This is a genomic window from Paracoccus sediminis, from assembly GCF_900188295.1.
Classification (GTDB): domain Bacteria; phylum Pseudomonadota; class Alphaproteobacteria; order Rhodobacterales; family Rhodobacteraceae; genus Paracoccus; species Paracoccus sediminis.
Map to the genome: position 1 here is coordinate 289,859 of NZ_FZNM01000003.1, position 24,069 is coordinate 313,927.

At 67.1% G+C, this 24,069-nt stretch carries 24 protein-coding genes; 9 read left to right on the top strand and 15 right to left on the bottom strand.

Translation table 11 applies throughout. The features are described 5' to 3' along the window. Positions 1–13 precede the first annotated feature (13 nt). Positions 14–1,282 carry a 4-aminobutyrate--2-oxoglutarate transaminase gene (locus CHB77_RS06860; RefSeq protein WP_089387432.1) on the bottom strand — a complete coding sequence of 423 codons (1,269 nt, stop codon included), beginning with the start codon at positions 1,280–1,282 and terminating at the stop codon, positions 14–16. Between the two features lie 119 nt (positions 1,283–1,401). Between CHB77_RS06860 and CHB77_RS06865 the strand changes: the two genes are divergently transcribed. Further along, the gene (locus CHB77_RS06865; protein ID WP_089387433.1) at positions 1,402–1,824 is read left to right on the top strand and encodes an META domain-containing protein; all 423 of its coding nucleotides are present in this window, start codon (positions 1,402–1,404) and stop codon (positions 1,822–1,824) included. Positions 1,825–1,828: 4 nt separating this feature from the next. After that, positions 1,829–2,554: a rhomboid family intramembrane serine protease gene (locus tag CHB77_RS06870; RefSeq protein ID WP_089387434.1), complete on the top strand. Its 726-nt coding sequence runs from the start codon at positions 1,829–1,831 to the stop codon at positions 2,552–2,554. Here the strand turns inward: CHB77_RS06870 and mnmC2 are convergent. Continuing rightward, the gene (gene mnmC2 / locus CHB77_RS06875; protein WP_089387435.1) at positions 2,551–3,222 is read right to left on the bottom strand and encodes a tRNA (5-methylaminomethyl-2-thiouridine)(34)-methyltransferase MnmC2; all 672 of its coding nucleotides are present in this window, start codon (positions 3,220–3,222) and stop codon (positions 2,551–2,553) included. The genes CHB77_RS06870 and mnmC2 overlap by 4 nt on opposite strands. On the opposite strand from mnmC2, the gene CHB77_RS06880 reads away from it, so the two are divergent. The 3 genes from CHB77_RS06880 to CHB77_RS06890 all read left to right on the top strand — a co-directional run bounded on the left by CHB77_RS06880 (position 3,221) and on the right by CHB77_RS06890 (position 5,693). Next, on the top strand, positions 3,221–4,276 hold the full coding sequence (locus tag CHB77_RS06880) for an NAD(P)/FAD-dependent oxidoreductase (protein ID WP_089387436.1): 1,056 nt from the start codon (positions 3,221–3,223) through the stop codon (positions 4,274–4,276). The two genes, mnmC2 and CHB77_RS06880, sit on opposite strands and share 2 nt — an antisense overlap. A gap of 176 nt (positions 4,277–4,452) precedes the next feature. Beyond that, positions 4,453–5,016 carry a DUF4202 domain-containing protein gene (locus tag CHB77_RS06885; RefSeq protein WP_089387437.1) on the top strand — a complete coding sequence of 188 codons (564 nt, stop codon included), beginning with the start codon at positions 4,453–4,455 and terminating at the stop codon, positions 5,014–5,016. Continuing rightward, positions 5,016–5,693 carry a sirohydrochlorin chelatase gene (locus CHB77_RS06890; RefSeq protein WP_242626555.1) on the top strand — a complete coding sequence of 226 codons (678 nt, stop codon included), beginning with the start codon at positions 5,016–5,018 and terminating at the stop codon, positions 5,691–5,693. Before CHB77_RS06885 ends, CHB77_RS06890 begins: the two co-directional genes overlap by 1 nt. Here the strand turns inward: CHB77_RS06890 and CHB77_RS06895 are convergent. Both CHB77_RS06895 and CHB77_RS06900 read right to left on the bottom strand, forming a co-directional pair. Next, on the bottom strand, positions 5,688–6,401 hold the full coding sequence (locus CHB77_RS06895; RefSeq protein WP_089387439.1) for a GNAT family N-acetyltransferase: 714 nt from the start codon (positions 6,399–6,401) through the stop codon (positions 5,688–5,690). The two genes, CHB77_RS06890 and CHB77_RS06895, sit on opposite strands and share 6 nt — an antisense overlap. Further along, positions 6,401–7,141, bottom strand: coding sequence for a competence/damage-inducible protein A (locus CHB77_RS06900; protein WP_089387440.1), 741 nt, complete (start codon positions 7,139–7,141; stop codon positions 6,401–6,403). The genes CHB77_RS06895 and CHB77_RS06900 overlap by 1 nt, the downstream gene beginning before the upstream one ends. Positions 7,142–7,247: 106 nt before the next feature. Between CHB77_RS06900 and map the strand changes: the two genes are divergently transcribed. Beyond that, positions 7,248–8,045, top strand: a complete 798-nt coding sequence (gene map / locus CHB77_RS06905) for a type I methionyl aminopeptidase (protein ID WP_089387441.1) — start codon at positions 7,248–7,250, stop codon at positions 8,043–8,045. Between the two features lie 5 nt (positions 8,046–8,050). Here map and CHB77_RS06910 read toward each other — a convergent pair whose 3' ends face one another. The 4 genes from CHB77_RS06910 to kynU form a co-directional block, all read right to left on the bottom strand. After that, positions 8,051–11,092 (bottom strand): efflux RND transporter permease subunit, encoded by a 3,042-nt coding sequence (locus CHB77_RS06910; protein WP_089387442.1) that lies wholly within the window; start codon positions 11,090–11,092, stop codon positions 8,051–8,053. Continuing rightward, positions 11,089–12,186 (bottom strand): efflux RND transporter periplasmic adaptor subunit, encoded by a 1,098-nt coding sequence (locus CHB77_RS06915; RefSeq protein WP_089387443.1) that lies wholly within the window; start codon positions 12,184–12,186, stop codon positions 11,089–11,091. The genes CHB77_RS06910 and CHB77_RS06915 overlap by 4 nt, the downstream gene beginning before the upstream one ends. Beyond that, complete coding sequence (locus CHB77_RS06920; protein WP_242626556.1) at positions 12,183–13,247, bottom strand: efflux RND transporter periplasmic adaptor subunit; 1,065 nt, start codon at positions 13,245–13,247, stop codon at positions 12,183–12,185. The genes CHB77_RS06915 and CHB77_RS06920 overlap by 4 nt, the downstream gene beginning before the upstream one ends. 64 nt (positions 13,248–13,311) lie before the next feature. After that, positions 13,312–14,499: a kynureninase gene (kynU, locus tag CHB77_RS06925; protein WP_089387444.1), complete on the bottom strand. Its 1,188-nt coding sequence runs from the start codon at positions 14,497–14,499 to the stop codon at positions 13,312–13,314. Between the two features lie 64 nt (positions 14,500–14,563). Here kynU and CHB77_RS06930 point away from each other — a divergent pair, with 64 nt between their 5' ends. Next, entirely contained in the window at positions 14,564–15,352 is a 789-nt protein-coding gene (locus CHB77_RS06930; protein WP_089387445.1) for an alpha/beta hydrolase, read from the top strand. Here CHB77_RS06930 and CHB77_RS06935 read toward each other — a convergent pair. Next, positions 15,342–15,812, bottom strand: coding sequence for a YbaK/EbsC family protein (locus CHB77_RS06935; RefSeq protein ID WP_089387446.1), 471 nt, complete (start codon positions 15,810–15,812; stop codon positions 15,342–15,344). The two genes, CHB77_RS06930 and CHB77_RS06935, sit on opposite strands and share 11 nt — an antisense overlap. Positions 15,813–15,901: 89 nt before the next feature. Here CHB77_RS06935 and CHB77_RS06940 point away from each other — a divergent pair, with 89 nt between their 5' ends. Further along, positions 15,902–16,243 carry a hypothetical protein gene (locus tag CHB77_RS06940; protein WP_089387447.1) on the top strand — a complete coding sequence of 114 codons (342 nt, stop codon included), beginning with the start codon at positions 15,902–15,904 and terminating at the stop codon, positions 16,241–16,243. Between the two features lie 86 nt (positions 16,244–16,329). Next, a complete protein-coding gene (locus CHB77_RS06945) occupies positions 16,330–17,586 on the top strand; it encodes a lytic murein transglycosylase (RefSeq protein WP_089387448.1) in 1,257 nt (418 codons plus the stop codon). Between the two features lie 61 nt (positions 17,587–17,647). On the opposite strand, the gene CHB77_RS06950 is transcribed toward CHB77_RS06945, so the two are convergent. The 6 genes from CHB77_RS06950 to leuD form a co-directional block, all read right to left on the bottom strand. Then, on the bottom strand, positions 17,648–18,517 hold the full coding sequence (locus tag CHB77_RS06950) for a hypothetical protein (RefSeq protein ID WP_131023324.1): 870 nt from the start codon (positions 18,515–18,517) through the stop codon (positions 17,648–17,650). Between the two features lie 156 nt (positions 18,518–18,673). Then, the gene (locus CHB77_RS06955; RefSeq protein ID WP_089387450.1) at positions 18,674–19,165 is read right to left on the bottom strand and encodes an RNA pyrophosphohydrolase; all 492 of its coding nucleotides are present in this window, start codon (positions 19,163–19,165) and stop codon (positions 18,674–18,676) included. Continuing rightward, positions 19,158–20,588 carry a S41 family peptidase gene (locus CHB77_RS06960; RefSeq protein ID WP_089387451.1) on the bottom strand — a complete coding sequence of 477 codons (1,431 nt, stop codon included), beginning with the start codon at positions 20,586–20,588 and terminating at the stop codon, positions 19,158–19,160. Before CHB77_RS06960 ends, CHB77_RS06955 begins: the two co-directional genes overlap by 8 nt. 18 nt (positions 20,589–20,606) lie before the next feature. Continuing rightward, positions 20,607–21,785 (bottom strand): murein hydrolase activator EnvC family protein, encoded by a 1,179-nt coding sequence (locus CHB77_RS06965; protein WP_089387452.1) that lies wholly within the window; start codon positions 21,783–21,785, stop codon positions 20,607–20,609. Continuing rightward, on the bottom strand, positions 21,782–23,299 hold the full coding sequence (gpmI, locus tag CHB77_RS06970; protein ID WP_089387453.1) for a 2,3-bisphosphoglycerate-independent phosphoglycerate mutase: 1,518 nt from the start codon (positions 23,297–23,299) through the stop codon (positions 21,782–21,784). Before gpmI ends, CHB77_RS06965 begins: the two co-directional genes overlap by 4 nt. 122 nt (positions 23,300–23,421) lie before the next feature. Then, the gene (gene leuD / locus CHB77_RS06975; RefSeq protein ID WP_089387454.1) at positions 23,422–24,027 is read right to left on the bottom strand and encodes a 3-isopropylmalate dehydratase small subunit; all 606 of its coding nucleotides are present in this window, start codon (positions 24,025–24,027) and stop codon (positions 23,422–23,424) included. Between the last annotated feature and the right edge of the window lie 42 nt (positions 24,028–24,069).

Consider the following 24,069-nt stretch of genomic DNA (forward strand, 5'->3'; position numbering starts at 1 on the left):
CGCGGCGATTGCGCTAACCCCGCGCCGCCAGCAGGCTGTCGTCCAGGATGTCCAGCGCCTCCTCGAACACCGCGTCCGGGATCGTCAGCGGTGCCAGGAAGCGAATCACGTTGCCGTAGACGCCGCAGGTCAGCAGGATCAATCCGCGCTTCAACGCCGCCTCGCGGACGCGGTTGGTAAAGTCGGGGTTGGGGCTGTCGCTGCCGGGCAGGTTGAATTCGACCGCGTTCATGAAGCCGGGGCCGCGGATGTCGGCGATCTGCGGGATCTGGTCGCGCGCGGCGGCCAGCCGCTGCTTCAGCCGCTGGCCCAGGCGCGTGGCGCGGTCGCACAGCCCCTCGTCCTCGATCACGTCCAGCACGGCATGGGCCGCCGCCACGCCCAGCGGATTGCCCGCATAGGTGCCGCCCAGGCCGCCGGGGTTGGGGCTGTCCATCACTTCGGCCCGTCCGGTGACGGCGCTGATGGGCAACCCCCCGCCCAGGCCCTTGGCCATCGTCACCAGATCGGCGGCGACGCCGTGGTGTTCCATCGCGAACAGCTTGCCGGTGCGGGCGAAGCCGGTCTGCACCTCGTCCGCGATCAGCAGCATGCCGTGATGGTCGCACAGCGCGCGCAGTTCGGCCATGAAGCCCTGCGGCACCTCATAGAAGCCCCCCTCGCCCTGCACGGGTTCGACGATGATCGCGGCGACGCGGGCGGGTTCCAGATCGGCCTTGAACAGTTGTTGCAGCGCCTTCAGCGCGTCCTCCTTGGACACGCCGTGCAGGGGGTTCGGGAACGGCAGATGCCAGACGTCGGGCATCATCGGCCCGAAGCCCGCCTTGTAGGGCGCGACCTTGCCGGTCAGCGCCATGCCCATGAAGGTGCGCCCATGAAAGCCGCCGCCAAAGGCCACCACGCCCGGCCGGCCCGTGTAATGGCGGGCGATCTTGACGGCGTTTTCCACCGCCTCGGCCCCGGTGGTGGCGAAGATGGTCTTCTTGTCGAAATCGCCGGGGACAAGCGCGTTCAGACGTTCGGCCAGCGAGACATAGTTTTCATACGGCACGACCTGATGGCAGGTGTGGGTGAATCGGTCCAGCTGTGCCTTGACGGCCTCGATCACGCGGGGATGGCGATGGCCGGTGTTCACGACCGCGATTCCGGCGGCAAAGTCGATATAGCGGTTGCCGTCCTTGTCCCAGATCTCGGCATTCTCGGCACGGTCGGCATAGATCTGCGTGGTCATGCCGACGCCACGGGAAATGGCGGCGTTCTTGCGGTCGGTCATGGTGGTCATCGGAATCGCTCCGTTTCAGGGTCGGCGGATGCTAGCGCAGGCGGCCGGGGCCGAACAGGCCCGGCCTTGCGCAGCCGCCCCTGCCACGCGATGCTGACCCCGCCATCAGGAGCATCGCCATGCCCGCAACCCGCATCCTTGCCGCCCTTGCAACGGCCACGGCCCTTACCGCCTGCCAGGACGCGGGCGAACGATCCGTCGCCCTGCTGCGCCCCGGCGACAGCTTCGCCGTCACCCGGATCGACGGCAATCCCGCGCCCCAGGGCGGCACCTTCCAGGTGGGCGGTGATGGCCGCGTCAGCGGGGCCGCGCCCTGCAACCGCTTCAGCGCACGATTGGCCGAACAGGGTGGCGCGATGACCCTGAACGGCGTGGTGATGACCCGCAGGGCCTGTCTCGATCCCGCCCGCACCATGGCCGAAACGCGCTTTGCCATCGCCTTGACAAGCGTCACCGGGGCCAGGGCCAGGTCCGGCCAAGTGTCGCTGATCGACGCCGAAGGCCGCGAACGCATCGGATTGGCCCCCGTCGGCGGAACCTGATCCGGTGTTCCCGATCCGCGACCACAATCCGTCGCAGCGGACGCCCTGGATCACCTATGCGCTGATCGCCGCCAACGTCGCGCTGTATCTGCTGACGCTGCCGGTCAACGCGGGCGGCGACTGGCTGTGGACGCGCCTTGCGCTGTATCCCGTGGCGGTCACGCATGGGGAATTGCTGTGGGGCCTGCTGACGCACATGTTCCTGCACGCGGGATTGTTGCATATTGCAGGCAACCTGCTGTTTCTATGGATATTCGGCGACAATCTGGAAGAACAGCTGGGCCACCTTGGATTTCTGGCCTTTTACCTTGTCGCAGGTCTGGCGGCTGCGGTGGCGCAGATTGCGACGGAACCGCTGTCGGCCATCCCCATGGTCGGCGCCTCTGGCGCGATCGCCGGGGTGATGGGCGGCTATCTGCTGCTGTTTCCGCGTGCCAAGGTCGATATCCTTGCGATCTTCATCATCTTCTTCAAGGTCTTCACCCTGCCCGCCTGGGTTGTGCTGGGCGTCTGGCTGGCGATCCAGGTCTTTGGCGGCTATGCCACGCCCGGCGATCAGGGGGGCGTTGCCTATTGGGCCCATGCCGGGGGATTCCTGGCCGGGGTCGCGCTTGCGCTGCCCCGGTTCCTGCGCCTGGGAGGGCCGGATTTCTGGGCACGGACCCATGGCCAACCCCCGCACCCCGCGACGGTCTATGCCCCTACCCGCGTCCCGCGGGTGGAACGCTAGGGCCGGATGCCCACGCTCATGTGCCGCTTGCGGCCGAAGCCGGGGCGGCGTTCGACGGCAAAGCCCGCATGACCCAGCGCGCGGCGCACCGCCCCCGCCGCCGTATAGGTGGCAAAGGTTCCACCCGGCGCGGTGCAGCGCCCGACATGGGCCATGATACCGTCGTCCCACATCCGGGGGTTCTTGGCCGGGGAAAACCCGTCCAGAAACCATGCATCGGCCCGGCCCCGCCAGCCGGGCAGCGTTCGTGCCACGTCGCCCACGACCATCCGCAACGCGACATGGCCGACCTGAATGATGTCCTTGCCCCAACCGTCGCGAAACTGCCGCGACAAGGCCGCCAGTTCGGGAAAGGCCGCGTGGGCCTGTTCAAGCTGGGCGACGCTCATCGGCCACGCCTCGAAACTGGTCATGGCGACGGGCTGGCGGGCGACCTGCGCCAGGGCCAGGCAGTTCAATCCCGTGCCAAGGCCCAGTTCCGCGACGTGAAACCCCGGCCGCAGACGGGCAGGCAGGTTGTTGCCCGCCAGAAACACATGCCGCGTTTCCTGCAACCCGCCCGCAATGCTGAAATAGGGGTCGTCGAAACGGGTGGACACCGGCACGCCCCCGTCGCGCCAATCAAGCTGCGGGTGGCGGTCGGGGTCGGTATCGGGTAACGCGCTCATGGCCGCAGCTAGGGGAAAGGGCCGGGCCTTGACAAGCGTCACGATCATCGGCGGCGGCATCTTCGGATTGGCCTGCGCATGGGAAATGGCGCGCCGGGGCGCCCGCGTCCGGGTGATCGAGGCCGTGCGGATCGGCGCCGGATCGTCGGGCGGGCATGTCGGCGCCCTGGCGCCCCACGCGCCGGACAGCTGGAACGGCAAGAAGGCGTTCCAGCTGGAAAGCCTGCTGATGGCCCCGGCCTTTTGGGCAGGGGTCACGGCTGCGTCCGGCCTGCCCACCGGCTATGCCCGCACCGGCCGGCTGCAACCCGTGGCCGATGCCGCCGCGGCGGACCGGCTGCAAGACCGTATCGCGGCCTCGGCAATCCGTTGGCCCGACGATTGCGCGATGCGGGTGACACAGGCTCCGCCAGGGGATCTGGTGCCCGACAGCCCATCGGGATTGTGGCTGTCTGACGGGCTGACCGCACGACTGTCACCCCGCGCCGCCGGAGCCGCGCTTGCCGCCGCCATCCGCAGCCGCGGAGGAGAGATCGCCGAGGGGCGCTTTGCCGGAACCCTGTCCGGGCCGATCCTTTGGGCCACCGGCACGCCGGGGCTGGAGGATCTGACCCGCGACCTGGGCCGACCGATCGGCAAAGGCGTCAAGGGCCAGTCGGCCCTGCTGCGCCACGCCGCCCCCCAGGCGCCGCAGGTCTTTGCCGACGGGCTGCACATCGTGCCGCACGACGACGGAACGGTGGCGGTCGGATCGACGTCCGAAAACGATTACAACCATCTGGACCCGGACGACCAGATCGATGCGCTGATCGCCAAGGCACGGACCATCTGCCCACAACTGCGCGACGCGCCCGTGATCGACCGCTGGGCGGGCGCCCGCCCCAGGACACGGACGCGCGCGCCGATCCTCGGACCCTGGCCCGGCCGCCCCGGCCATTTCGTCGCCAATGGCGGCTTCAAGATCGGCTTCGGCATGGCGCCCGGAATCGCGCAGGCAATGGCCAACCTGATCCTTGACGGCCAGGACGCGATCCCCGATCGGTTCCGCCTGTGATTTTGCGTTGGTCCAAATATCCTTCGGGGGTCCGGGGCGAAAGGCCCCCGGCTGCGACGCATGGAAGACGGGCCGGGGCGGCGGCAACTGCGCCCATCGGGCCGTCCTTTCCACAAGCCGCTTGCAGGCCGTGCCCGCAGCGGGTGAAACTGGGCCTGCAACAAGGATGCTGCCCCATGACCACGCCGCTAGACCATGCCTTTCAAGCCATCGATGCCGCCAATTCCAGGGATCCGAACCTTGACGAGGGCCAGCCCGCCAACCTGGTCTATGGCCAGCGGATGACCCAGGAACAGGAACGCCTGTTTCCCGACGCGTCCGACGTGCTGCGGATCGCCTGCCGGGGCCAGCATGTCGAACGCTGGCTTTTGCCGCGCGACGCCTATCCGATGGACCGGGCGGGCTATCTGGCCTGGCGTCAGGAACAGGGCCGCCGCCACGCCGACCGCATCGCCGGGATCATGGCCGACGCAGGATACGGCGACGACGACATCGACCAGGCCCGCAAGATGCTGACCAAGCAGGGGTTGAAGCGCGACGATCAGGTGCAGGCGCTGGAGGACGTGATCTGCTTTACCTTCATCCGCTGGTATCTGGGCGACTTCATGGCCGAGCACGCCGACAAGGGCGTGCCCCGCATCATCGAAAAGACCGCCCGCAAGATGTCGCCCGAAGGCCGCGCCCGCGCCTTGCGGGAATTCCCGATGCCCGAGGCGCTTGCCCCGTATTTCCGCGACTGATGCGCGCCGTAATCGTATCCCACGGCCAGCCCGGCAATCCCGGCCCTCAGCAGCGGGCCGTCGAGGATCTGGCGGCACGGGTCGCGGCCTGCGGTCCGGGTTGCCCGGTCGCGGGCGCCACGCTGGCGATGCCCGGTGCGCTTGCGGCGGTGGCGGATGACGACAGCCTGATCTATCCGATGTTCATGGCCGAGGGCTGGTTCACCCGCAGCGAACTGCCCCGACGACTGGCCCAGGCAGGCGCGGCGCGCGCGCGGGTGCTGCGGCCCTTTGGCGCCGATCCGGCCTTGCCCGGCCTGATCGTGGCCCAGGTCCATGCCGCCGCCGCCGCCCAGGGCTGGTTGCCGCGGGACACGACCCTGCTGCTGTCCGCGCATGGATCGCAGCGGTCGCAGGCGTCCTTCACGATCACCATGGCGCTTGCCGACAGCATTGCGCCGCATGTCGCGCGCGTCGTGACCGGCTTCGTGGAACAGGAACCGTTCCTTGCGGACGCGGCCACGGGGCTGACGCAGGCGGTCAGCCTGCCTCTGTTCGCGCTGCGGGCCGAACATGTGCTGGACGATCTGCCCGAGGCGCTGGATCGGGCAGGCTTCACAGGCCCGCGCCTGGATCCCATCGGCCTTGCGCCCGAGGTGCCGGCCCTGATCGCCGCCAGCATCCGCGCGGCGTCATGACGGCTTGGCGTAATAGCCATAGCCCGCGATTTCGGATAACCCCAGCCGGTCCCAGGTCGCGCGGGCGCCCGTGTTGGCACGGCTGACCGCCAGCCCGATCCGGGTCGCGCCCTGTTCGGCCGCCCACAGTGCCGCCTGCCGCGCCATCCACCCGGCCAGGCCCCGGCGGCGGAACGGCGGCAGAACCTCGACCGCGTGGACCATGACCGCATCGCCGCTGATCGCCGCAAAGGCGGCGCCTGCCGCGCGGTCGTCGATGCGGCCCAGGATCGCGGTCTTCGGCCCGCGCGCACGGTCCATGACCGCCTGACGCGCCGGGGTGATGTTGCCCGCGACCCAGATGTCGCGCTGGATCGCCAGCGGCGGCCAGATGGCAAAGGTGGTGACGGGTGGGATGGGCTGGCCGGTCAGTTCCGCGATGGGCGCCGCCAGGATCGCGGTGGGCGTTTCGCGCCGGTATCCGGCCGCCAGCAGGGCATCCGCCAGATCGGGGTCGCTGTCCAGAACGCGGAACATCGGCGGCTGGTCCCAGGCGCGGTGGATCGTTTCAACAGCGGGAATGTCATCCGCCGTCCAGGCCCCGACCGCGCGGGCCGAACTGACCCTGCCCCCCGCGCCCAGTCCCCGGCCCACCCGGAACCCCCCCGCCGTGGCGTATTCGGCGGCGGGCCAGGTGTTCTCGAACGCCTGGGCCAGGGCGGCATCCATCACAGCGACAGCCGCTGTTTCAGCGCCGTCATCGCCTCGGCCACGCGCGCCGCATCAAGCCCGCGCACGACCAGGTTGGTGCCCCAGCCGGTCTGGTCCTGGAACGGATAGGATCCCAGCGACAGGTCGGAATATTGCGCAGCCACGGCCTTGAGATCCTCGGCCACGTCGCTTTCGCCGCGCCGCACCTCGACGCTGTCGGACTGGACGGGTCGGCCGGCGGACAGGCGCGGGATCAGCCAGTCGACCATGCCGCGAAACACCTCGGGGACGCCCGCCATCACATGCGTGCTGCCGATGGAAAATCCCGGCGCGCCCGACACGGCGTTGTCGATCAGCGTCGCCCCCACCGGGATGCGCGCCATGCGCAGACGGTTTTCGGTCAGTTCGAACCCCAACCGGTCGCAGCGGGCTTGCAGGATCACGCGGGCGTCGGGGTGGATCCCGACCGTGGTGCCATGGGCGTCGGCCACGGCGTCGGCGGTGATGTCGTCATGCGTCGGCCCGATCCCGCCAGACGTGAACAACAGGTCATAGGCCCCGCCCAGGCTGCGGTCCAGGGCGCGGATCGCCGCGACGATCTGGTCGTGGTCGTCGGACACCACGCGCATCTCGCGCAGGTCGAAGCCGGTCGCGGACAGCACCTGCGCCAGGTAATGCGCGTTTCCTTCGCGCGTGCGGCCGGACAGGATTTCGTCCCCGATCACCAGGATCGCCGCCGTCGGATTGTCGGATTGCATCGCCCCATCCCCTGAAACCTGTGCTGTCCCGGTTCTATGCCCACGCGCGGGGCTGGAACAAGTGGCCTTCCGGGTCTATCTATGCCGCCAGACGAAAGGATTTCCGATGGACCAGAGCCACATCACCAAGGAAGGCATCCGCATCCATGTGCGCGAGGATTTCGCGGGGATGCACAAGGCGGGCGCCGTCGCGTCGCAGATCCTGGACGAGGTCGGGCCGATGGTCCGGCCCGGCGTGACCACCGGCGCGCTGGACGATTTCATCACCCGCCGCGTGGCCGAACTGGGCGCCACCTCGGCCACCATCGGCTATCGCGGCTATGAACATGCCAGCTGCATCAGCGTGAACCATGTCGTCTGCCACGGCATTCCGGGCGACAAGGTTCTGGCCGACGGCGACATCCTGAACATCGACGTGACGGTGATCGTGGACGGCTGGTATGGCGACACCAGCCGGATGTATGTGGCGGGCCGGGCGTCCATCAAGGCGCGCCGCCTGATCCAGGTCACGCATGACGCGCTGATGAAGGGGATCGAGGCCGTGCGCCCCGGCGCCCATTTCGGCGACATCGGCGCGGCGATCCAGGCCCATGCCGAGGGCCACGGCATGTCGGTGGTGCGCGATTTCTGCGGGCACGGGCTGGGCCGGGTGTTCCACGCGCCCCCGAACGTCCTGCATTTCGGCCGCCCCGGCAAAGGCCCGATGCTGGAAGAAGGCATGTTCTTCACGGTGGAACCCATGATAAACCTGGGCCGCCCCGAAACCAAGGTGCTGGCCGACGACTGGACCGCCGTGACCCGCGACAAGTCGTTGTCGGCGCAGTTCGAACATTCCATCGGCGTCACCGCATCCGGGTTCGAGATTTTCACGCCGTCCGACCGGTTCTTTCCCGATCTGGGCTGACGGCATCAGGTCCGGTCGGGCTTGACACGCATCACCGCGCAGTAAAGCGCCGGCACGAAGACCAGCGTGATGAGCGTGCCGGCAATGATGCCGCCCATCATGGCAAAGGCCATCGGTCCCCAGAACACTTGCCGCGCGATCGGGATCAGCGCCAGCGACGCGGCCGCCGCCGTCAGCAGGATCGGCCGGGCGCGGCTGTCCGACGCCTCGAACACGGCCTGCCACGGACTGCGGCCCTTGTGCAGCAGTTCCTGGATTTCATGGACCAGGATGATCGAGTTGCGGATCAGGATACCGATCAGCGCCAGAATTCCCAGGATCGCGACAAAACCCATCGGCACGCGGAACGGCACCAGCACCGCGACCACCCCGATCAGGCCCAGCGGCGCGGCGGCGAACACGATCAGCGACAGCCGAAAGCTTTGCATCTGCGCCATGACCAGCAGCGCCATGACCAGCAGCATCACCGGCACCACCGCCGCGATGGGTTCCTGACTGTCGGCCGAGGTTTCCACCGTGCCGCCCACGGTGATGGCGACGTCGGACGACAGGCCTGCCTGGAATTCGGCCACGGCGGGGGCCAGAGCATCGACCAGCGTGGCCGGCTGGTCGTTCGTGGAAATGGCGGCCTTGACGGTGACGGTGGGCAGGCCGTTGCGCTGGGCGATCAGTGGCTGTTCGGTCGTATAGCCCAGCGAGACGATGGACGACAGCGGCAGGCTTTGCCCGGTCAGCAGGACCATTTGCAGGTTGCGGATCGAATCGATCGAGGTGCGGTCCTCGGCCTCGCCGCGCGCCACCACGTTGATGAGGAAAATGTCGTCGCGCAGTTGCGTGATGGTCCGGCCCGAAAACAGCGCCGACAGCGTATCGGCCACGTCCTGACTGGTCACGCCCAGCTGGCGGGCCTGGTCCTGGTCGATTTCCAGCCGGATCACGCGGGCGGGTTCGTTCCAGTCCATCGAAATGTCGCGCAGCCGCGGTTCGCTGGCCAGCACCGTGGCCAGGTTTCGCGCGGCGTCGCGGGCGGCATCGGGATCGGGCGCACTGACCCGGTATTGCACGGGCTTGCCGACCGGCGGACCGATTTCCAGGTTCTTGACATAGACGTCGACCCCGATCAGGTCGCGGGCCGCCGTTTCCCGAAGCAGCGCCTTGACCCGGTCGCGGGCGGCCAGGTCGGGGGTCTGGATGACGATCTGGCCCATATAGGGTCCGGGCGTCGGCACATCCATCGACAGCACGAAACGCGGCGCGCCGCTGCCGACATGGGACGACCAGAACAGCACGTCGTCATTGTCCGCCAGAACCGATTCCAGCCGGTCCATGTCGGCCCTTGTCCGGGCGATCGAGGTGTTCTGCCGTTCCACGATGTCCACAAGAACCTCGGTCCGGTCCGAGGATGGAAAGAACTGCTGTTCGACGAACCGCATTCCCCAGACCGACAGCGCGAACAGCACCAGCGTCACGGCGATCACGACCCACCTGAAGCGCATCGACCACGACAGCAACCCGTGGAACCGCCGCCGCAGCCAGCCCGGCCTGGGATCGTGCTGCGCGCCATAGGTCCGCAGGAACGTGACGCCCAGCAGGGGCGCGAACAGCACCGCCACGATCCAGGACACGATCAGCGACACCGCGATCACCACGAACAGCGAGAACGTGAATTCGCCCGCCGCCGAACTGTTCAGGCCGATGGGAATGAAGCCCGCAACCGTGACCAGCGTGCCGGTCAGCATCGGAAAGGCGATCGAAGTCCAGGCATAGCTGGCGGCCTTGCCCAGCGACTCGCCGATCTCCAGCCGGGAAATCATCGTCTCGATGGCGATCATGGCGTCATCGACCAGCAGGCCAAGGGCGATGATAAGCGCGCCCAGAGAAATGCGCTGCAAGGTGACGCCGTACAGATCCAGGATCACGAAGGTGATCGCCAGCACCAGCGGAATGGTCAGCGTGACAACGAAACCCGCGCGGAAACCCAGGCTGACGAAGCTGACCACAAGGACGATCAGCACGGCCTCGGCCAGGGCGGTGACGAAATGGCCTACGGCTTCGTCCACCACATGGGGCTGGTCGGCGATCTTGTGCATCTGGATCCCGATGGGCAGGTCGGCGGAAACCCTGGCCATCAGCGCATCCAGATCCTTGCCGAATTCCAGGATGTTCTCGCCGTCGCGCATGCCCACCTGCAAGCCGATGGCGGGCTGGCCGTTGTAGCGGAACAGCGATTGCGGCGGATCCTCGTAGCCGCGGGTCACGGTCGCCACATCGCTCAGGTTGAAGAACCGTTCGCCCACCCGCAGGTTGACGGCGGCGATGGATGCGGCATCGTCGAACTGCCCGCCCACCCGCAGCAGAACCTGTTCCGGTCCCGCCTGGATCACGCCGGACGGCGAAATGGCGTTCTGCTGGGCCAGCGTCGCAATCACCTGCTGCTGGTTCAGGCCAAGCGCCGCAAGCCGCGGAGCCGAGAATTCCAGATAGATCTGTTCGCGCTGCTCGCCCAGAAGCTCGGTCTTGCCGGCGGCGTCAAGGGCCGCGACCTGCTTGCGGATGCGTTCCACACGGTCGCGCATCTCTCGGGGGCTGAATCCGTCGGCGGTAAAGGCATAGATGTTGCCGAACACGTCGCCGAAATCGTCGTTGAACTGAAAGCCCGCGAATTCCTGGGGGAAATCGGGGCGGATGTCCGACATCATCTCGCGGACGCGCTTCCACACCTCGGGGACGCGGGGGCCGCGGACCGTGGGCAGCAGTTCCAGATAGACCACCGCCTGCCCCGGCATGGTGATGGACCGGGTGAAGTAAAGCTCGTCCAACTCCTCGAGCTTCGTCTCGATCCGGGTCGTGACCTGTCTCAGCGTCTCATCCACGGTGGCGCCGGGCAGGGATGCGCTGATGACCATGATCTTGATGGTGAAGTTCGGGTCTTCCTCTCGGCCAAGATTGTTATAGCTGATGGTTCCCGCGACCAGTGACAGGATCAGCAGGAACCACACGAAGCTGCGGTGCTTCAGCGCCCAGTCCGACAGGTTGAAGCGGCTCATGGCCGGACCCTCGGCCCGACGGGCTGGCCGTCCGACAGCGAGTTGACGCCGCGGACCACCACCTCGTCCCCCGGCGCCAGGCCGTCCTGGATCAGCACCCGGTCATGGAAATCGCCCGCCGGGGTGATCGGCACGGCCTCGACCCGCGCAGAGCCGTCGTCGCGCAGGACGCGCCAGACATGAGGAGCGCCGTCGCGTCGAAAGATCGCCGCGGCCGACAGCATCAGCGCCGGTTCGCTGGCGGTGCCCAACCGGGCGCGCACCAGCGATCCCAGCCGAAAGGGCGCGTCGGGGGGCAGCGTCAGATACAGCCTGCGCGTGCGGGTCGCGGCATCGGCCACCGGATCGATGCGGTCCAGGACGGCCCGCATCTGCCGGTCGGGATCCATGCGTTGCCAGACGGTGAAGACGGCCCTGTCCGGCAGGCTTGCCAAGGCCGATTCCGGCAGGTCGATCACCGCTTCACGCCGATTTTCGGCGGACAGTTGCAGCACCGGGGTTCCTGCGCCCAGCACGCTGCCGGGGGCTTCGTAAACGGCGCTGACCACGCCCGCAAAGGGCGCGGTCATCCGGGCATAGCCTTGGGCGTCGCGGGCCTGGACCAAGGCCGACCGGGCCTGTTCGGCGCCGGCTTCGGCAGCCGTGGCCGCACGCTGGGCCTGTTCCAGTTGCGCGGCGCTGGCGACGTTGCGCGCCACCAGCGCCTGGGTCCGTTCCAGCGTCAGGCGGGCGGTGTCGCGCTGAACCTCGGCCGCGGCCAGGGCAGCTTCGGCGGCGCGGGTCGTCGCGGCCAGATCTTCGGCCGCAAGGTTTGCCAGCACGTCGCCTTGCCGCACCCGGTCCCCCAGATCGACGGGGCGCGACACCATCCGGCCCAGCGTCTGAAAGGCCATCGTAACCTGGGTGCGCGATGCCACCACACCGGGAATCCAGCGCGCGTCGCTGCCGCGGTCCTGGACGATCTCGGACACCACGGGGCGGATCGGGTCGATGTTTTCGGCATGAGAGCTGAAATCCAGCCAGCCGGACAGGTCAAGCGCATGGGCGGGCGCCGCGATCGACAGCGCGATCAGCGCCGCGGCGAACCGCATCATGGCGTCACCCCGGCCGCCTGGACCTGTCGGCCCGGAAACAGAAGCTGCGATCCCGCCCCCACGACGACATCCCCCGCGTCGATCCCGTCGGACAGATACACCACGTCATTGGCGAACTGACCAATCGTGACGGGCACCAGGCTGACCCGGTTGCCGTCATCGACGCGCCACACGGCGGGCTTGTCGCCCACGCGCATCAGCGCGGTCCATGGCACCGCGATGCCCGAATCCGCGGCGATGTCCACATGGCCGCGCACCGCCGCGCCCAGCAGGGCAGTATCGCCTTCCACCCCCTCGATCCCGACCCGCATCGTCACCGTTCCCGTCTGCGGATCGACCAGAGGAGAGATTTCGGTCACGGTCCCCTGCATCCGGGGATGATCGATGTCGATGGTGTCCAGCCTGACGGCGGCCCCCATGGCGGTGTCTAGGCCGGGATGGTCGGGCGCGCTGAACACGGCCTCCAGCCCGTCCAGCGTGGCGATGGTCAGGACCGCCTGCGCCGCGCCGACGATCTGGCCCGGAGCCATGTCACGCCCTGTCACCACCGCGTCCTCGGGTGCGCGCAGGATGGTTTCGCGAACCGCGCGCCGGGCCTGATCCAGTGTGCTTTCGGCGCGTTCGGCCGCGCCCTGGGCCTCGGACAGGGATTGCAGCGCATCGTCGCGGGCGGCGCGGGTGCCGACGCCGCGCTCCAGCAAGGCCAAGGCCCGGTCGCTGGCCTGGCGGGCCTGCGAAAGGCCTGCGCGGGCGGCGGCCAGTCCCGCCTCGGCCACGCGCAGGGCCTGATCCTGCTGCACGGAATCCAGACGCGCCAGTTCCTGTCCGCCGGTCACGCGGTCGCCTTCGTCAACCGACACGCGAACCACCCGCCCGGCCTGACGAAAGCTCAGCTGCACGCTGTCGGTGGCGGCGATGCTGCCGGACAGTTGCAGATCGACCCGCACGGGCCTTTCCCTTGCCTCGACCAGCTCGACGCGCAGCAGATCATCCTGTGCGCAGGCCGGGGAAACCGACATGCCCACCGCCGCAATGACCCCTGCAAAACCGGATACGCGCATCAACATGTCCAATCAAATGCGACATTTCTACGCCACAATTCGGGCCAAGAAAAGACCCCTGCCCTTACGTTACGGCGGACATGCGATGAAATGCCTCATCGTTCCAACTGCCGTCGCGCAGAACGCGGGCCAGGGTCTCGACCGCGCGCTCCACATCGTCCAGATCGTTGAACAAGGGGGCAAAGCCGAAGCGCAGCACGTCCGGGGCGCGGAAATCGCCGATCACGCCGGCGGCGATCAGCGCCTGCATCACGGCATAGGCCTGAGGATGGCGCAGGCTGACCTGCGATCCGCGCAATGCCGGATCGCGGGGGGAATTCAGCGCGACATCCGGGCACGCCGCCCCGGTCCCCGCGATGAAGGCTTCGGTCAACTGAACGGACCGGGCGCGCAGATCCGACAGGGAAACGCCATCCCAGACGTCCAGCGCGGCATCCAGGGCCGCCAACGCGATCACCGGCGGTGTGCCGACGCGCATCCGTTCGATCCCCGCCGCCGGGCGATAGTCCAGGTCAAAGGCGAAGGGCGCGTCATGCCCCATCCAGCCTTGCAGGATCGGCTGGGCGGCATCGGCATGGCGCGGATGGATCCAGATGAAGGCGGGCGCCCCCGGTCCGCCGTTCAGATACTTGTAGGTGCAGCCGACCGCGAAATCGGCATCCGCCCCCAGCAGATCCACATCAAGCGCGCCCGCCGAATGGGCCAGATCCCAGACCGTCAGCGCCCCCACCTCATGGGCGCGGGCCGTCAGGGCGGCCATGTCGTGTCGCCGCCCGGTGCGGTAATCCACCTCGGTCAGCATCAGGACGGCCAGATTGTCCGTGATCGCCGATGCGACGTCATCGGGGGCGACCACGCGCAGTTCGGCGCCGACCGCGCGGGCCAGACCGTCGGCAACGTACAGGTCGGACGGAAAATTGCCGCTGTCCGACAGGATCACCCGCCGGCCGGGACGCAGGCGCAGGGCCGCGCTGACGGCCTGGAACACCTTGATCGACAGCGTATCGCCCATCACCACCTGTTCCGGCCCCGCGCCGATCAGCCGGGCGATCCGGTCGCCCACGGTGCGCGGCTGGACATACCAGCCCGCCTTGTTCCAGCCGCCGATCAGCATCTCGGACCACTCCTCGGCCATCATCCGGGCCACGCGGTCCCTGGCGGCGACGGGCATTGGCCCCAGGGAATTGCCGTCCAGATAGGCGATGCCCTGCGGCAGGTGAAAGGCGCGGCGGGTGGCGGCGAAATCGGTCATGATCGGTTCCCTGTCTTGACGGCCACGCTAGCAGCAGCCTTTGCTGCCGGAAAGAGAGGGACCGATGCTGTATCATGTCACCGACTGGGACGACGCCTATGCCAACGCCGCCCATATTCCGCAATCCGAAACCTTTGTGCCCCGATGGACTGCGGCCGCAGCATCCTTTCGCGACAGGCATCCGCCCCGCCCGCTGGGCCGGGGGCATCTGTTCCGCCCCCAGGGGACCGCGCGGGGGCTGATGGTGTTCATCCACGGCGGATACTGGATGCGCTTCGATCCGTCGCTGTGGTCGCATCTGGCGGCAGGCGGTCTGATGCGCGGCTGGGCGGTTGCGGTGCCCGCCTATACCCTGGCCCCCCAGGCCCGGATCGGGCAGATGGTGGCCGAGGTCGCGGCCCTGATCGTCGAAGCCGCCGCGCAGGTCGATGGCCCCATCGCCCTGACCGGCCATTCGGCGGGCGGGCATCTGGCGGCGCGGATGATCTGCCCGGATATCCTGCCTGATTCGGTGGCCGCGCGGGTGACGGCCTGTGTGCCGATCTCTCCGCTGACCGACCTGCGCCCGCTGCTGCGCACCGCCATGGCCGAAACGCTGCGGCTGGACGCCGCCGAGGCTGCGGCCCAAAGCCCCGCGCTGCTGGCCCCGCGCCCCGGCATCCCCGTGTCCACCTGGGTCGGCGGGGCCGAGCGTCCCGAATTCATCCGCCACGCCCGCCTGCTGGCGAATGTCTGGGCGGGGCTGGGCGCCGCAACCGAATGCGTGACCGATCCCGGCCGTCACCATTTCGATGTGATCGAAGGGCTGGAACGGGCGGACAGCCCCCTGGTGGAACGCCTGCTTACGATGTGAAATCAGCCACCCGTGCCCCGGTCAGATCCAGCAGCACTTGCGGGGCGATGGCAAAGATGTGCCGGGGCGTGCCCGCCGCGGCCCAGACCCGGTCAAAGTCCAGAAGGCGCGGATCAAAGAATGCGGTCGCCGGCCGCAGATGTCCGACCGGGGCCACCCCGCCGATGGCAAAGCCGGTTTCCGCGCGGATCAGCGCGGCATCGGCCCTGCCCAGCGGCTGTCCGGCAATCGCCGTGGCAAGGGCGGGATCGACACGATTGCCGCCCGCGGTCAGGAACAGGACGACATGGCCGGTATCCTCGGCCCGGAAGATGATCGACTTGGCGATCTGATCGACGGCGCACCCCGCCGCCCGCGCCGCATCGGCGGCCGTGCGGGTGCTGTCCGCCATCTCCAGGATGTCGACGGCAACTTCCGCCGCATCCAGGGCCGCCCTGACCCGTGCGAGACTCTTGCTCATGCCGCCCCCCCATGTCCGCTTGTGCGGTTTCGCTTGCTCTGCCGCGCCAGCCGTGCTGTTGCAAGGCCGCATCGGCCCGGAGGCTTGCCATGAACGTCTATACCCTGCTGGTCGAGGTCGGCCGGACCAAGAACGACGGCCTGCCCGATGGCTGCACCGGCGCCGCGCTGATGTGCTATGCTGCGGGCCGCGACGAGGCCGAGGCGGTGCGTGAAACCGTCGCCATCCTGAAACAGGCCGACCTGTCCCCGCTGGACGTCACGGGCTATGGCACGCTGGACGAACGCCTGGCCGAGGGGCACGAGATCGACGATGACGAACGGGGGCTGATGACGCGCGCGCTTGACGAAAATTCGGTCATCATCGCGCAGATGCAGCCGTTCTTCAAAGGCTGCGGCGCGGTATCGGACGACGACCCGCCGCAGTTCTGAAAAACGACGCGGCCCTATTCAACCGGAAGTGTCTTCGCTAGACTGTTCCCCAACAAGAACAGCAGCAGTCCACGAACAGGCATTTCATGACCCTTTCCCGCATCTTCCTGACCACCGCCCTGGTGGGCGCCCTGGCATCCTGCGCAGGGCCGATGAACCGCGCGCCGGGGGGCATGTCCTCGACCGCGCCGGTCGTCCCCGCGCCGATCCCCGCCGCATCCGCCGGCGACGAGGCCGGGTTGCAGCGGTTCGTCCAGTCGTTCCGGTCCCGCGCGGTCGCCTCGGGCGTGTCGCCCGCGACCTATGACCGCGCCATGCGCATCGCCCGCTACAACCCCGAGGTGATCCGCCTGGACCGCAAGCAGGCCGAGTTCAGCCGCCCCGTCTGGCTGTATCTGGACAGCGCGGTGTCCGATGTCCGCATCACCACGGGACGGCAAAAGGCCGCGCAACTGTCGGGCGTGCTGTCGCAGATCGAGGCGCGTTACGGCGTCCCGCGAGAGATCGTGCTGGCCGTCTGGGGGATGGAGTCCAACTTTGGCGCCAACCGTGGCAAGATGCAGATCATCCCGTCGCTGGCGACGCTGGCCTATGACGGACGGCGCGGAGAGATGTTCCAAAACCAGCTGATCGCCGCCCTGCGGATCCTCCAGGCGGGCGACACAGACCCCGAACACATGCTGGGAAGCTGGGCGGGCGCGATGGGCCACACGCAGTTCATGCCGAATTCGTATCTGGATTACGCCGTCGATTTCACCGGCGACGGCCGCCGCGACATCTGGTCCGAGGATCCGACCGATTCCCTGGCCTCGACCGCGAACTATCTGCGCCGGAACGGCTGGGTGCCGGGCCAGCCCTGGGGGGCCGAGGTGCAGCTGCCGTCCGGCTTCAACATGGGCCTGATCGGCAAGGGCACGCGCCGGTCCGACTGGTCAGCCCAGGGCGTGCGCCGGATGGGCGGCGGCGCGCTGCCGGGCGGGAACGGGTCGATCATCATGCCGGCGGGCGCGAACGGCCCGGCCTTCCTGATCCTCGACAACTTCCGGTCGATCCTGCGCTACAACAATTCCGACAACTATGCGCTTGGCGTGGCCTTCCTGGGCGAACGCATCGCCGGGCGACCGGGCATCCAGGGATCCTGGCCCAGGAACGACCGCGCGCTGTCCACGTCCGAGCGGCAGGAAATCCAGCAGCGCCTGCGCGCCAAGGGGTTCTACCAGGGCGAGATCGACGGGCTGTTCGGATCGGCCACGATGGAATCGGTCGCGGCCTATCAGCGGTCCATCGGGGTGACGCCGGACGGGTATCCGACGTCGATCCTGCTGGGTCAGTTGCGGCGCTAGCTGTTGATACAAAACCGGTCGGGCACCACCCTGGCCCGCCCGGTTTTTGCTGAGGGCGGCGTCATCTTTGTGCCGGTTTGCACGTATCAGGACTGAGCAGGCAGACAATCGCGGCGACGCCTACGGCGGTGCGGCCTACATCATTCGCGGTCGATTGACCGCGCGATATGATCCGATCAGCAGAAACCCATTCCGAAACCCCGTCCGAATAACGAAAGACTTTTACACGTTGGCTTTGGGTATCAATGTCTTGGATCAACGCTGTCTCATCGGACAAAAAACCCTGCACATAAACGCCATCGCCAACCGTGAAGCCCTTGATTTGAGCCTGCTGTCGAGGCTGCACCGGGTGCGCAACGGGCGGCGCTCGGTCTGACGCATTATTCCGGGTCTGGGCTTCCTGCTGCCGTTCGGCACGCTTCTGCTCGAAAAAGGATATGACGATCCTCTTTTGCGATTCAGGGACCATCTGGAAGTTGATGAAACGCTTTTGCCCTATTTCAGTCGAAATATGCTGCGCCAGGTCCGAAACTGTCGCGATCTCGACCTCGGACGATGGACGCATCCACCAGATATTCGACTCATTGAACATAAAGGGATAGTAAAAGAATTTTTGTCCGGTTTCGGACCGAGCGCCTTCCTCGAACGCAACAAAACTTCGTTCAGGCAACTGATCGGAACCCAGAACCTCAAGCAACGTCGCATTCAAAGGGGACGATCCGCCGTTCTGATGCTTTGCAGAGACGCCATCGGGGGATACATCAAGTGTCAAAAGCTGATTTCCGTCCGCACTGACAAAAACATGCCGCCCGTCGGGAAAAACACTTTGTGGAGAGTATCGATCAAACGATGATCGAAGATCATTCGTGCTTTCATATCGACACGCGGACAGAGCGATCATCAACGACAGGAATGGAAAAATCTTGAACATCAGCCACTACCCTCATTTTTCCGAGAGTAACACAATTAACCACTATCACCAAATCCTGATTCTCGATTCAAAATATAAGTTCAGATACGGGCAATGTTTCTTAGTACGATAAATTATGACAGGGGTATCGACACACAGTTCTGATCTGGTTGCAAGCTAACGAGCCCACATCTTGAACGCCCCCAGCACCTCCTCGTAAACCCTGCGCTTGAACGGCACGATGTTCTCCAGCAGCGCTGCTGCGGGCATCCACCGCCATTCCTCGAACTCGGGATGATCCGTGTCGATGCGGATGTCGGCGTCGTCCCCCAAGAACCGCATCAGCACCCATTTCTGGCGCTGGCCGCCATAGCGGCCCTTCCAGACCTTGCCCAGCAGTTCGGGCGGCAGGTCGTAATAAACCCAGCCGGGGGTTTCCCCCAGAACCTCCACCTTGTCCGCAGGCACCCCAGTTTCCTCGACCAGCTCGCGCAAGGCGGCCTGGCGCGGATCCTCGCCGTCATCGATGCCGCCCTGGGGCATCTGCCAGGCGCCGGGCATGTCGATGCGCCGACCGGCAAAGATCAGGCCATCGCCGTTAATCAGCACCACGCCCGCGCAGGGGCGATAGGGCAACCCCCCCGGCCCGGTCCGCTTGGCGTCAGCCATTCGTGTTGGCCGCACCCGACCCTTCGGTGCCCGATCCCTCGCCCGTCACGGCGGGGGTGGCCGCAGCCGGAACCTGATCGGCGCGGAAGTCCACCGCGGCCAGCCCTTTCAGGATGTCCACCGCATAGGCCAACTGGTGATCTTCCTCGCGCAGCTTGGCGGTGGCCTCGACCTGGGCGGCCTCGTCCTCGATCTGCTGCTTTTCGTCGTCACTGATCGAATCGTTGTTCAGCGCGCCGCGCAGGTCGGCCTCGGATCGGCCGAAGTTCGACTGGCTGCGCGGCCCTTCCTCGTCCTCCTCGGACGTGGGCGGCGGGGCGGGCTGGGCCACGAGGATATCGGGCTGGATGCCCAGCGACTGGATCGACCGGCCGGACGGGGTGTAATAACGCGCCGTGGTCAGCCGGATCGCACTGTCGGCCGTGACCGGCATCACCGTCTGGACCGATCCCTTGCCGAAGGTCTTTTCGCCCACCACGATGGCGCGGCGGTGATCCTGCAACGCGCCCGCGACGATTTCCGACGCACTGGCCGATCCACCGTTGGTCAGCACCACCATCGGCTTGCCCTGGGCCAGATCGCCGGCCTCGGCGTTCCAGCGTTCGCTTTCTTCGGGGTTGCGCCCTCGGGTGCTGACGATCTCTCCGGCGTCCAGGAAGGCGTCGGACACGCTGATCGCCTGGTTCAGCAGCCCGCCCGGATTGTTGCGCAGATCCAGCACGAAGCCCGTCACCTTGTCGATACCGCCCGCTTCGGTGACGCCTTTTTCCAGTTCTGATTTCAGCGTGTCATAGGTTTCGTCGTTGAAGGTGGACACGCGCAAGACGACCGAATCACCTTCGATCCGCGTCTTGACCACGGTCAGCTTGATGATGTCGCGGGTCATGGTCAGGTCGAACGGCTCGGTTTCACCCTCGCGCAGGATGGTGACGGTGATTTCCGAACCCACAGGGCCGCGCATCATGTCCACGGCGTCGTCCAGCGTCAGACCCATCAGCGATTCGCCGTTCACATGGGTGATGAAATCGCCCGTCTTGACCCCCGCCTCGGCCGCCGGCGTATCGTCGATGGGCGAGACGACCTTGACCAAGCCGTCCTCTTGGCTGACTTCGATGCCCAAACCGCCGAAGCTGCCGCGGGTCTGGGTCTGCATGTCCTGGTAATCGCTGGCGGACAGGAAACTGGAATGGGGATCCAGCGACGTCAGCATCCCGTTGATCGCGGCCTCGATCAGTTTCTTGTCGTCGGGCGCCTCGACATAGTCCGATCGGACCCGTTCGAACACGTTCCCGAACAGTTCCAGCTGTTCGTAGATCGAGGCGTTGGATCCGGTTTCCTGCGCCACCAGCGGCCCGGCGATCTGTGTGGTCAGAAGCGCACCGGCCAGAACGCCGCCCACGCCCGCGATCAGATAATGTTTCATGTCAGGCCTTTCCTGCCTTCATTCCTGTTCCGGCTGCACGACGGGATTCAGCACGAACCATTCCGCCGGGTCCAGAGTTTCCTGCCCCTTGCGCAATTCCAGATACAGGGACTCGGTCCGCCCTGCATTGCCGCCGATGGCGGCATCGGCCACGAATTGCGCGCCGAATTCCTGCGCCGACACCTCGGTCCCGCCCATGAGACCCAAGGGGTCGCCCGCTTGCAGCACGTCGCCCACCTCTCCGAAAACCTGCGCCATGCCCGCAAGGACCAGAAGATAACCCCGCGCGGGTTCGACGATCATCACATTGCCGTAATCCAGCAAGGGACCGCGATAGCGGAGTGTCGCAGGCCAGGGCGTCGTCACCAGGGCCGACGGCGGCGTGGCGATGACCCAGCCGGGCCGCTCCACGCCCGCCGCGTCCGCCTGGCCGTAAAGGCGCAGGATGGTGCCCACCACCGGCAGCGGCAGGGTGCCCTGCGCACCCTCGAAATCCTCCATGGGCGGACCCACATCCAATTGAAGCCCGGCGACGCCAGCCGCAAAGTCGTCCAGCGATTGCGCAGCATCGCGCAGGGCCTGCATCTCGGCCGGGGCATCGGCATAGCGCACGGGCAGGCTGGAACGGTCGGTCACTGCGCTGGCCAGCAGGCGCCGCGCCTCCTGGACCGAGGCAAGGCCGCTGCCCAGCATCTGCGCGGCCCCGCCCTGCAATTCGCGGACCGTGGCGATTTCGCGCAGGTCGTCGGCCAGCCGCTCGGCCTCGGACCGCAGGCCGGGGGTGACGCTTTCCAGCACCATGCCCGACCGGGCATTGGCCAGCGCGCCCGCCGGATGCAGCAGCATCGTGGCTTCGGGGGCCTGCTGCAACGCCGTCATCGCCCCCAGCACCGAGGCCAGCCGCGCCCGCTGCGATTCGAAGTCCGCGCGCAGATCCCGTTCGCGGGCACTGGCCTGCCGCAGCCCTTCGCGCAGGGCGGCCAGCCCCTGTTCGTAACCCCGGATCACATCGGTCAAGGCCGTCACCTGATCGTCGGCCGACACCGCCTCGGCCAGCTTGGCCATGGCGGCGCGCAGCTGGGCGGCGGCGTCCTGCGCCTCGGCCACGGCGGCGGTGACCGAGGGGGGGGTGTCCTGGGCCAGAACGGGCGCGGGGGCGATCAGCGCGGCCAGCGCCAAGGAAAGAAACAGTTTCATGCGGTCTCGATCAGGCTTTCGCCGGTCATCTCGGCTGGTTTTTCCATGCCCATCAGGTCCAGCACGGTCGGCGCCAGATCGGCCAGCCGTCCGTCGCGCAACCGCGCGCCCGCAGGCCCGCCGTAAACGATGACCGGCACCGGGTTCGTGGTATGGGCGGTATGGGGGCCGCCGCTGTCCGGGTCGATCATCGTTTCGCAGTTGCCATGATCGGCGCAGATCACCGCCGCGCCGCCGGTCCGGTCCAGAGCGGCCAGCATCCGGCCCAGGCCGCGATCCACGGCCTCGCAGGCCAGGGCGGCGGCGGGCAGGCTGCCGGTATGGCCCACCATGTCGGGATTGGCAAAGTTGACCACGATCAGGTCATAGCCCGCGCCGATCGCCTCCTCCAGCTTGGCCGCGACCTGATCGGCGGCCATTTCGGGGGCCAGGTCATAGGTCGCAACCTTGGGGCTGGCGGGCATGAAGCGGTCCTCGCCCGGCTCGGGCGTTTCCTTGCCGCCGTTCAGGAAAAAGGTGACGTGGGGGTATTTCTCGGTTTCGGCCAGGCGGAACTGGCGCAGCCCGTGGGCGGCCACCCAGGCGCCCAGGGTGTTGACCACCTGCCGCTTGGGATAGGCGGCGGTCATGTATTCGTTGTGGCGGCTGCTGTAATCGACCATGCCCAGCAGGGCGGCCCATTCGGGGCGGTCGCCGGTGTCGAATTGGGCAAACCCTTCGTCGGCCAGCGCCGTCAGGATTTCCCGCGCCCGGTCTGCCCGGAAGTTGAGGCAGAAGAACCCGTCCCCGTCCATCGCGCCGTTGTAGCCGTCGATGACGAAGGGCGGGATGAATTCGTCCGTCTCGCCTCGCGCATAAGCCTCGGTGACGGCCAGATCGGCGGACAGCGCCGGCTCCCCCTGCCCCGCCACGACGGCGCGATAGGCGCGTTCGACCCGTTCCCAGCGGTTGTCGCGATCCATGGCGTAATAGCGGCCGATCACCGTGCCGATCCGCGCGCCTTCGGGCAGGCTGCCCTGCAATTCCGTGACAAAGCCCATGGCCGATTGCGGCGGCACGTCGCGGCCGTCGGTGATGGCATGAACCACGACCGGCACCCCCGCCCCGGCAATCGCGCGAATTGCCGCCTGCACATGGACCACATGCCCGTGCACGCCCCCGTCCGACACAACGCCCATCAGATGCGCCGTCCCGCCCGTCGCCCGCAGCCGTTCGACAAAGCGGACCAGCCCTTCGTTGCCAACGAAGCTGCCGTCCTCGATCGCCAGGTCGATCTGGCCCAGGTCCATGGCGACCACGCGGCCCGCGCCGATGTTGGTGTGGCCGACCTCGGAATTGCCCATCTGGCCGCGCGGCAGTCCCACGTCGGGGCCAAACGTCGTCAGCGTGGCGTGCGGGCAATCGCGCATCAGCCGGTCGAAATGCGGGGTCGCCGCCTGATCCGGCGCGCTTTGTTCGGGACGGTCGGAAATGCCCCAGCCGTCGAGAATGCACAAGACCACAGGTTTCGTCATATCGCCTCTCGGATGGTTTGCGCCTTGTTACGCCCGTGCGGCGGTTGCGGCAACCGGCCAAGGGCAAACGATCCGCATGCGGTCCGCGCCTGTCGGCGGCCGATCCCGGCAAGCCTGTCCGGTCAGACCCAAGGACGCGCCTGCGCCATCCGCGTTTCATAGCTTTCGATGGCCGGGGCCTTTTCCATGGTCAGGCCAATATCGTCCAGGCCGTTCAGCAGACAATGTTTGCGGAACGGATCGACCTCGAAGCCGAAGGACACCCCGTCCGATGTGGTGACGGTCTGGTTTTCCAGATCCACCGTCATGCGGGCGTTGGCGCCCTTGCGCGCATCCTCCATCAGCAGGTCCACGGCCTGCTGCGGCAGCACCACCGGCAGGATGCCGTTCTTGAAGCAGTTGTTGAAGAAGATGTCGGCGAAACTGGTCGAGATGACGCAGCGGATCCCGAAATCCAGCAGCGCCCAGGGGGCATGTTCGCGCGACGATCCGCAGCCGAAATTGTCCCCCGCCACCAGAATCCGCGCATCGCGATAGGCAGGCTGGTTCAGCACGAAATCCGGCAGTTCATTGCCGTCGCGGTCATAGCGCATCTCGTCGAACAGATTGACCCCCAGACCCGACCGCTGAATGGTCTTCAGAAACTGCTTGGGGATAATCATGTCGGTGTCGATATTGACCAGCGGCATGGGCGCCGCAATACCTGTAAGGGTTGTAAACCTGTCCATGATAGCCTTGTGGATGCAGGATGCGCCGAATAACGCAACCAT

Coding starts and splice junctions, on each gene's coding strand:
- CHB77_RS06895 (WP_089387439.1), bottom strand. CDS start 6,401: ATGGATGCCGCCCTGGCCCAGGCGTTCGAGAACACCTGGCCCGCCGCC.
- CHB77_RS06915 (WP_089387443.1), bottom strand. CDS start 12,186: ATGATGCGGTTCGCCGCGGCGCTGATCGCGCTGTCGATCGCGGCGCCC.
- mnmC2 (WP_089387435.1), bottom strand. CDS start 3,222: ATGAGCGCGTTACCCGATACCGACCCCGACCGCCACCCGCAGCTTGAT.
- CHB77_RS06950 (WP_131023324.1), bottom strand. CDS start 18,517: ATGTTCAAGATTTTTCCATTCCTGTCGTTGATGATCGCTCTGTCCGCG.
- map (WP_089387441.1), top strand. CDS start 7,248: ATGGACCAGAGCCACATCACCAAGGAAGGCATCCGCATCCATGTGCGC.
- CHB77_RS06865 (WP_089387433.1), top strand. CDS start 1,402: ATGCCCGCAACCCGCATCCTTGCCGCCCTTGCAACGGCCACGGCCCTT.
- CHB77_RS06960 (WP_089387451.1), bottom strand. CDS start 20,588: ATGAAACATTATCTGATCGCGGGCGTGGGCGGCGTTCTGGCCGGTGCG.
- CHB77_RS06885 (WP_089387437.1), top strand. CDS start 4,453: ATGACCACGCCGCTAGACCATGCCTTTCAAGCCATCGATGCCGCCAAT.
- gpmI (WP_089387453.1), bottom strand. CDS start 23,299: ATGACGAAACCTGTGGTCTTGTGCATTCTCGACGGCTGGGGCATTTCC.
- CHB77_RS06900 (WP_089387440.1), bottom strand. CDS start 7,141: ATGCAATCCGACAATCCGACGGCGGCGATCCTGGTGATCGGGGACGAA.
- CHB77_RS06890 (WP_242626555.1), top strand. CDS start 5,016: ATGCGCGCCGTAATCGTATCCCACGGCCAGCCCGGCAATCCCGGCCCT.
- CHB77_RS06880 (WP_089387436.1), top strand. CDS start 3,221: ATGGCCGCAGCTAGGGGAAAGGGCCGGGCCTTGACAAGCGTCACGATC.
- CHB77_RS06860 (WP_089387432.1), bottom strand. CDS start 1,282: ATGACCACCATGACCGACCGCAAGAACGCCGCCATTTCCCGTGGCGTC.
- CHB77_RS06955 (WP_089387450.1), bottom strand. CDS start 19,165: ATGGCTGACGCCAAGCGGACCGGGCCGGGGGGGTTGCCCTATCGCCCC.
- CHB77_RS06940 (WP_089387447.1), top strand. CDS start 15,902: ATGAACGTCTATACCCTGCTGGTCGAGGTCGGCCGGACCAAGAACGAC.
- CHB77_RS06910 (WP_089387442.1), bottom strand. CDS start 11,092: ATGAGCCGCTTCAACCTGTCGGACTGGGCGCTGAAGCACCGCAGCTTC.
- leuD (WP_089387454.1), bottom strand. CDS start 24,027: ATGGACAGGTTTACAACCCTTACAGGTATTGCGGCGCCCATGCCGCTG.
- CHB77_RS06945 (WP_089387448.1), top strand. CDS start 16,330: ATGACCCTTTCCCGCATCTTCCTGACCACCGCCCTGGTGGGCGCCCTG.
- CHB77_RS06920 (WP_242626556.1), bottom strand. CDS start 13,247: ATGCGCGTATCCGGTTTTGCAGGGGTCATTGCGGCGGTGGGCATGTCG.
- kynU (WP_089387444.1), bottom strand. CDS start 14,499: ATGACCGATTTCGCCGCCACCCGCCGCGCCTTTCACCTGCCGCAGGGC.
- CHB77_RS06930 (WP_089387445.1), top strand. CDS start 14,564: ATGCTGTATCATGTCACCGACTGGGACGACGCCTATGCCAACGCCGCC.
- CHB77_RS06935 (WP_089387446.1), bottom strand. CDS start 15,812: ATGAGCAAGAGTCTCGCACGGGTCAGGGCGGCCCTGGATGCGGCGGAA.
- CHB77_RS06965 (WP_089387452.1), bottom strand. CDS start 21,785: ATGAAACTGTTTCTTTCCTTGGCGCTGGCCGCGCTGATCGCCCCCGCG.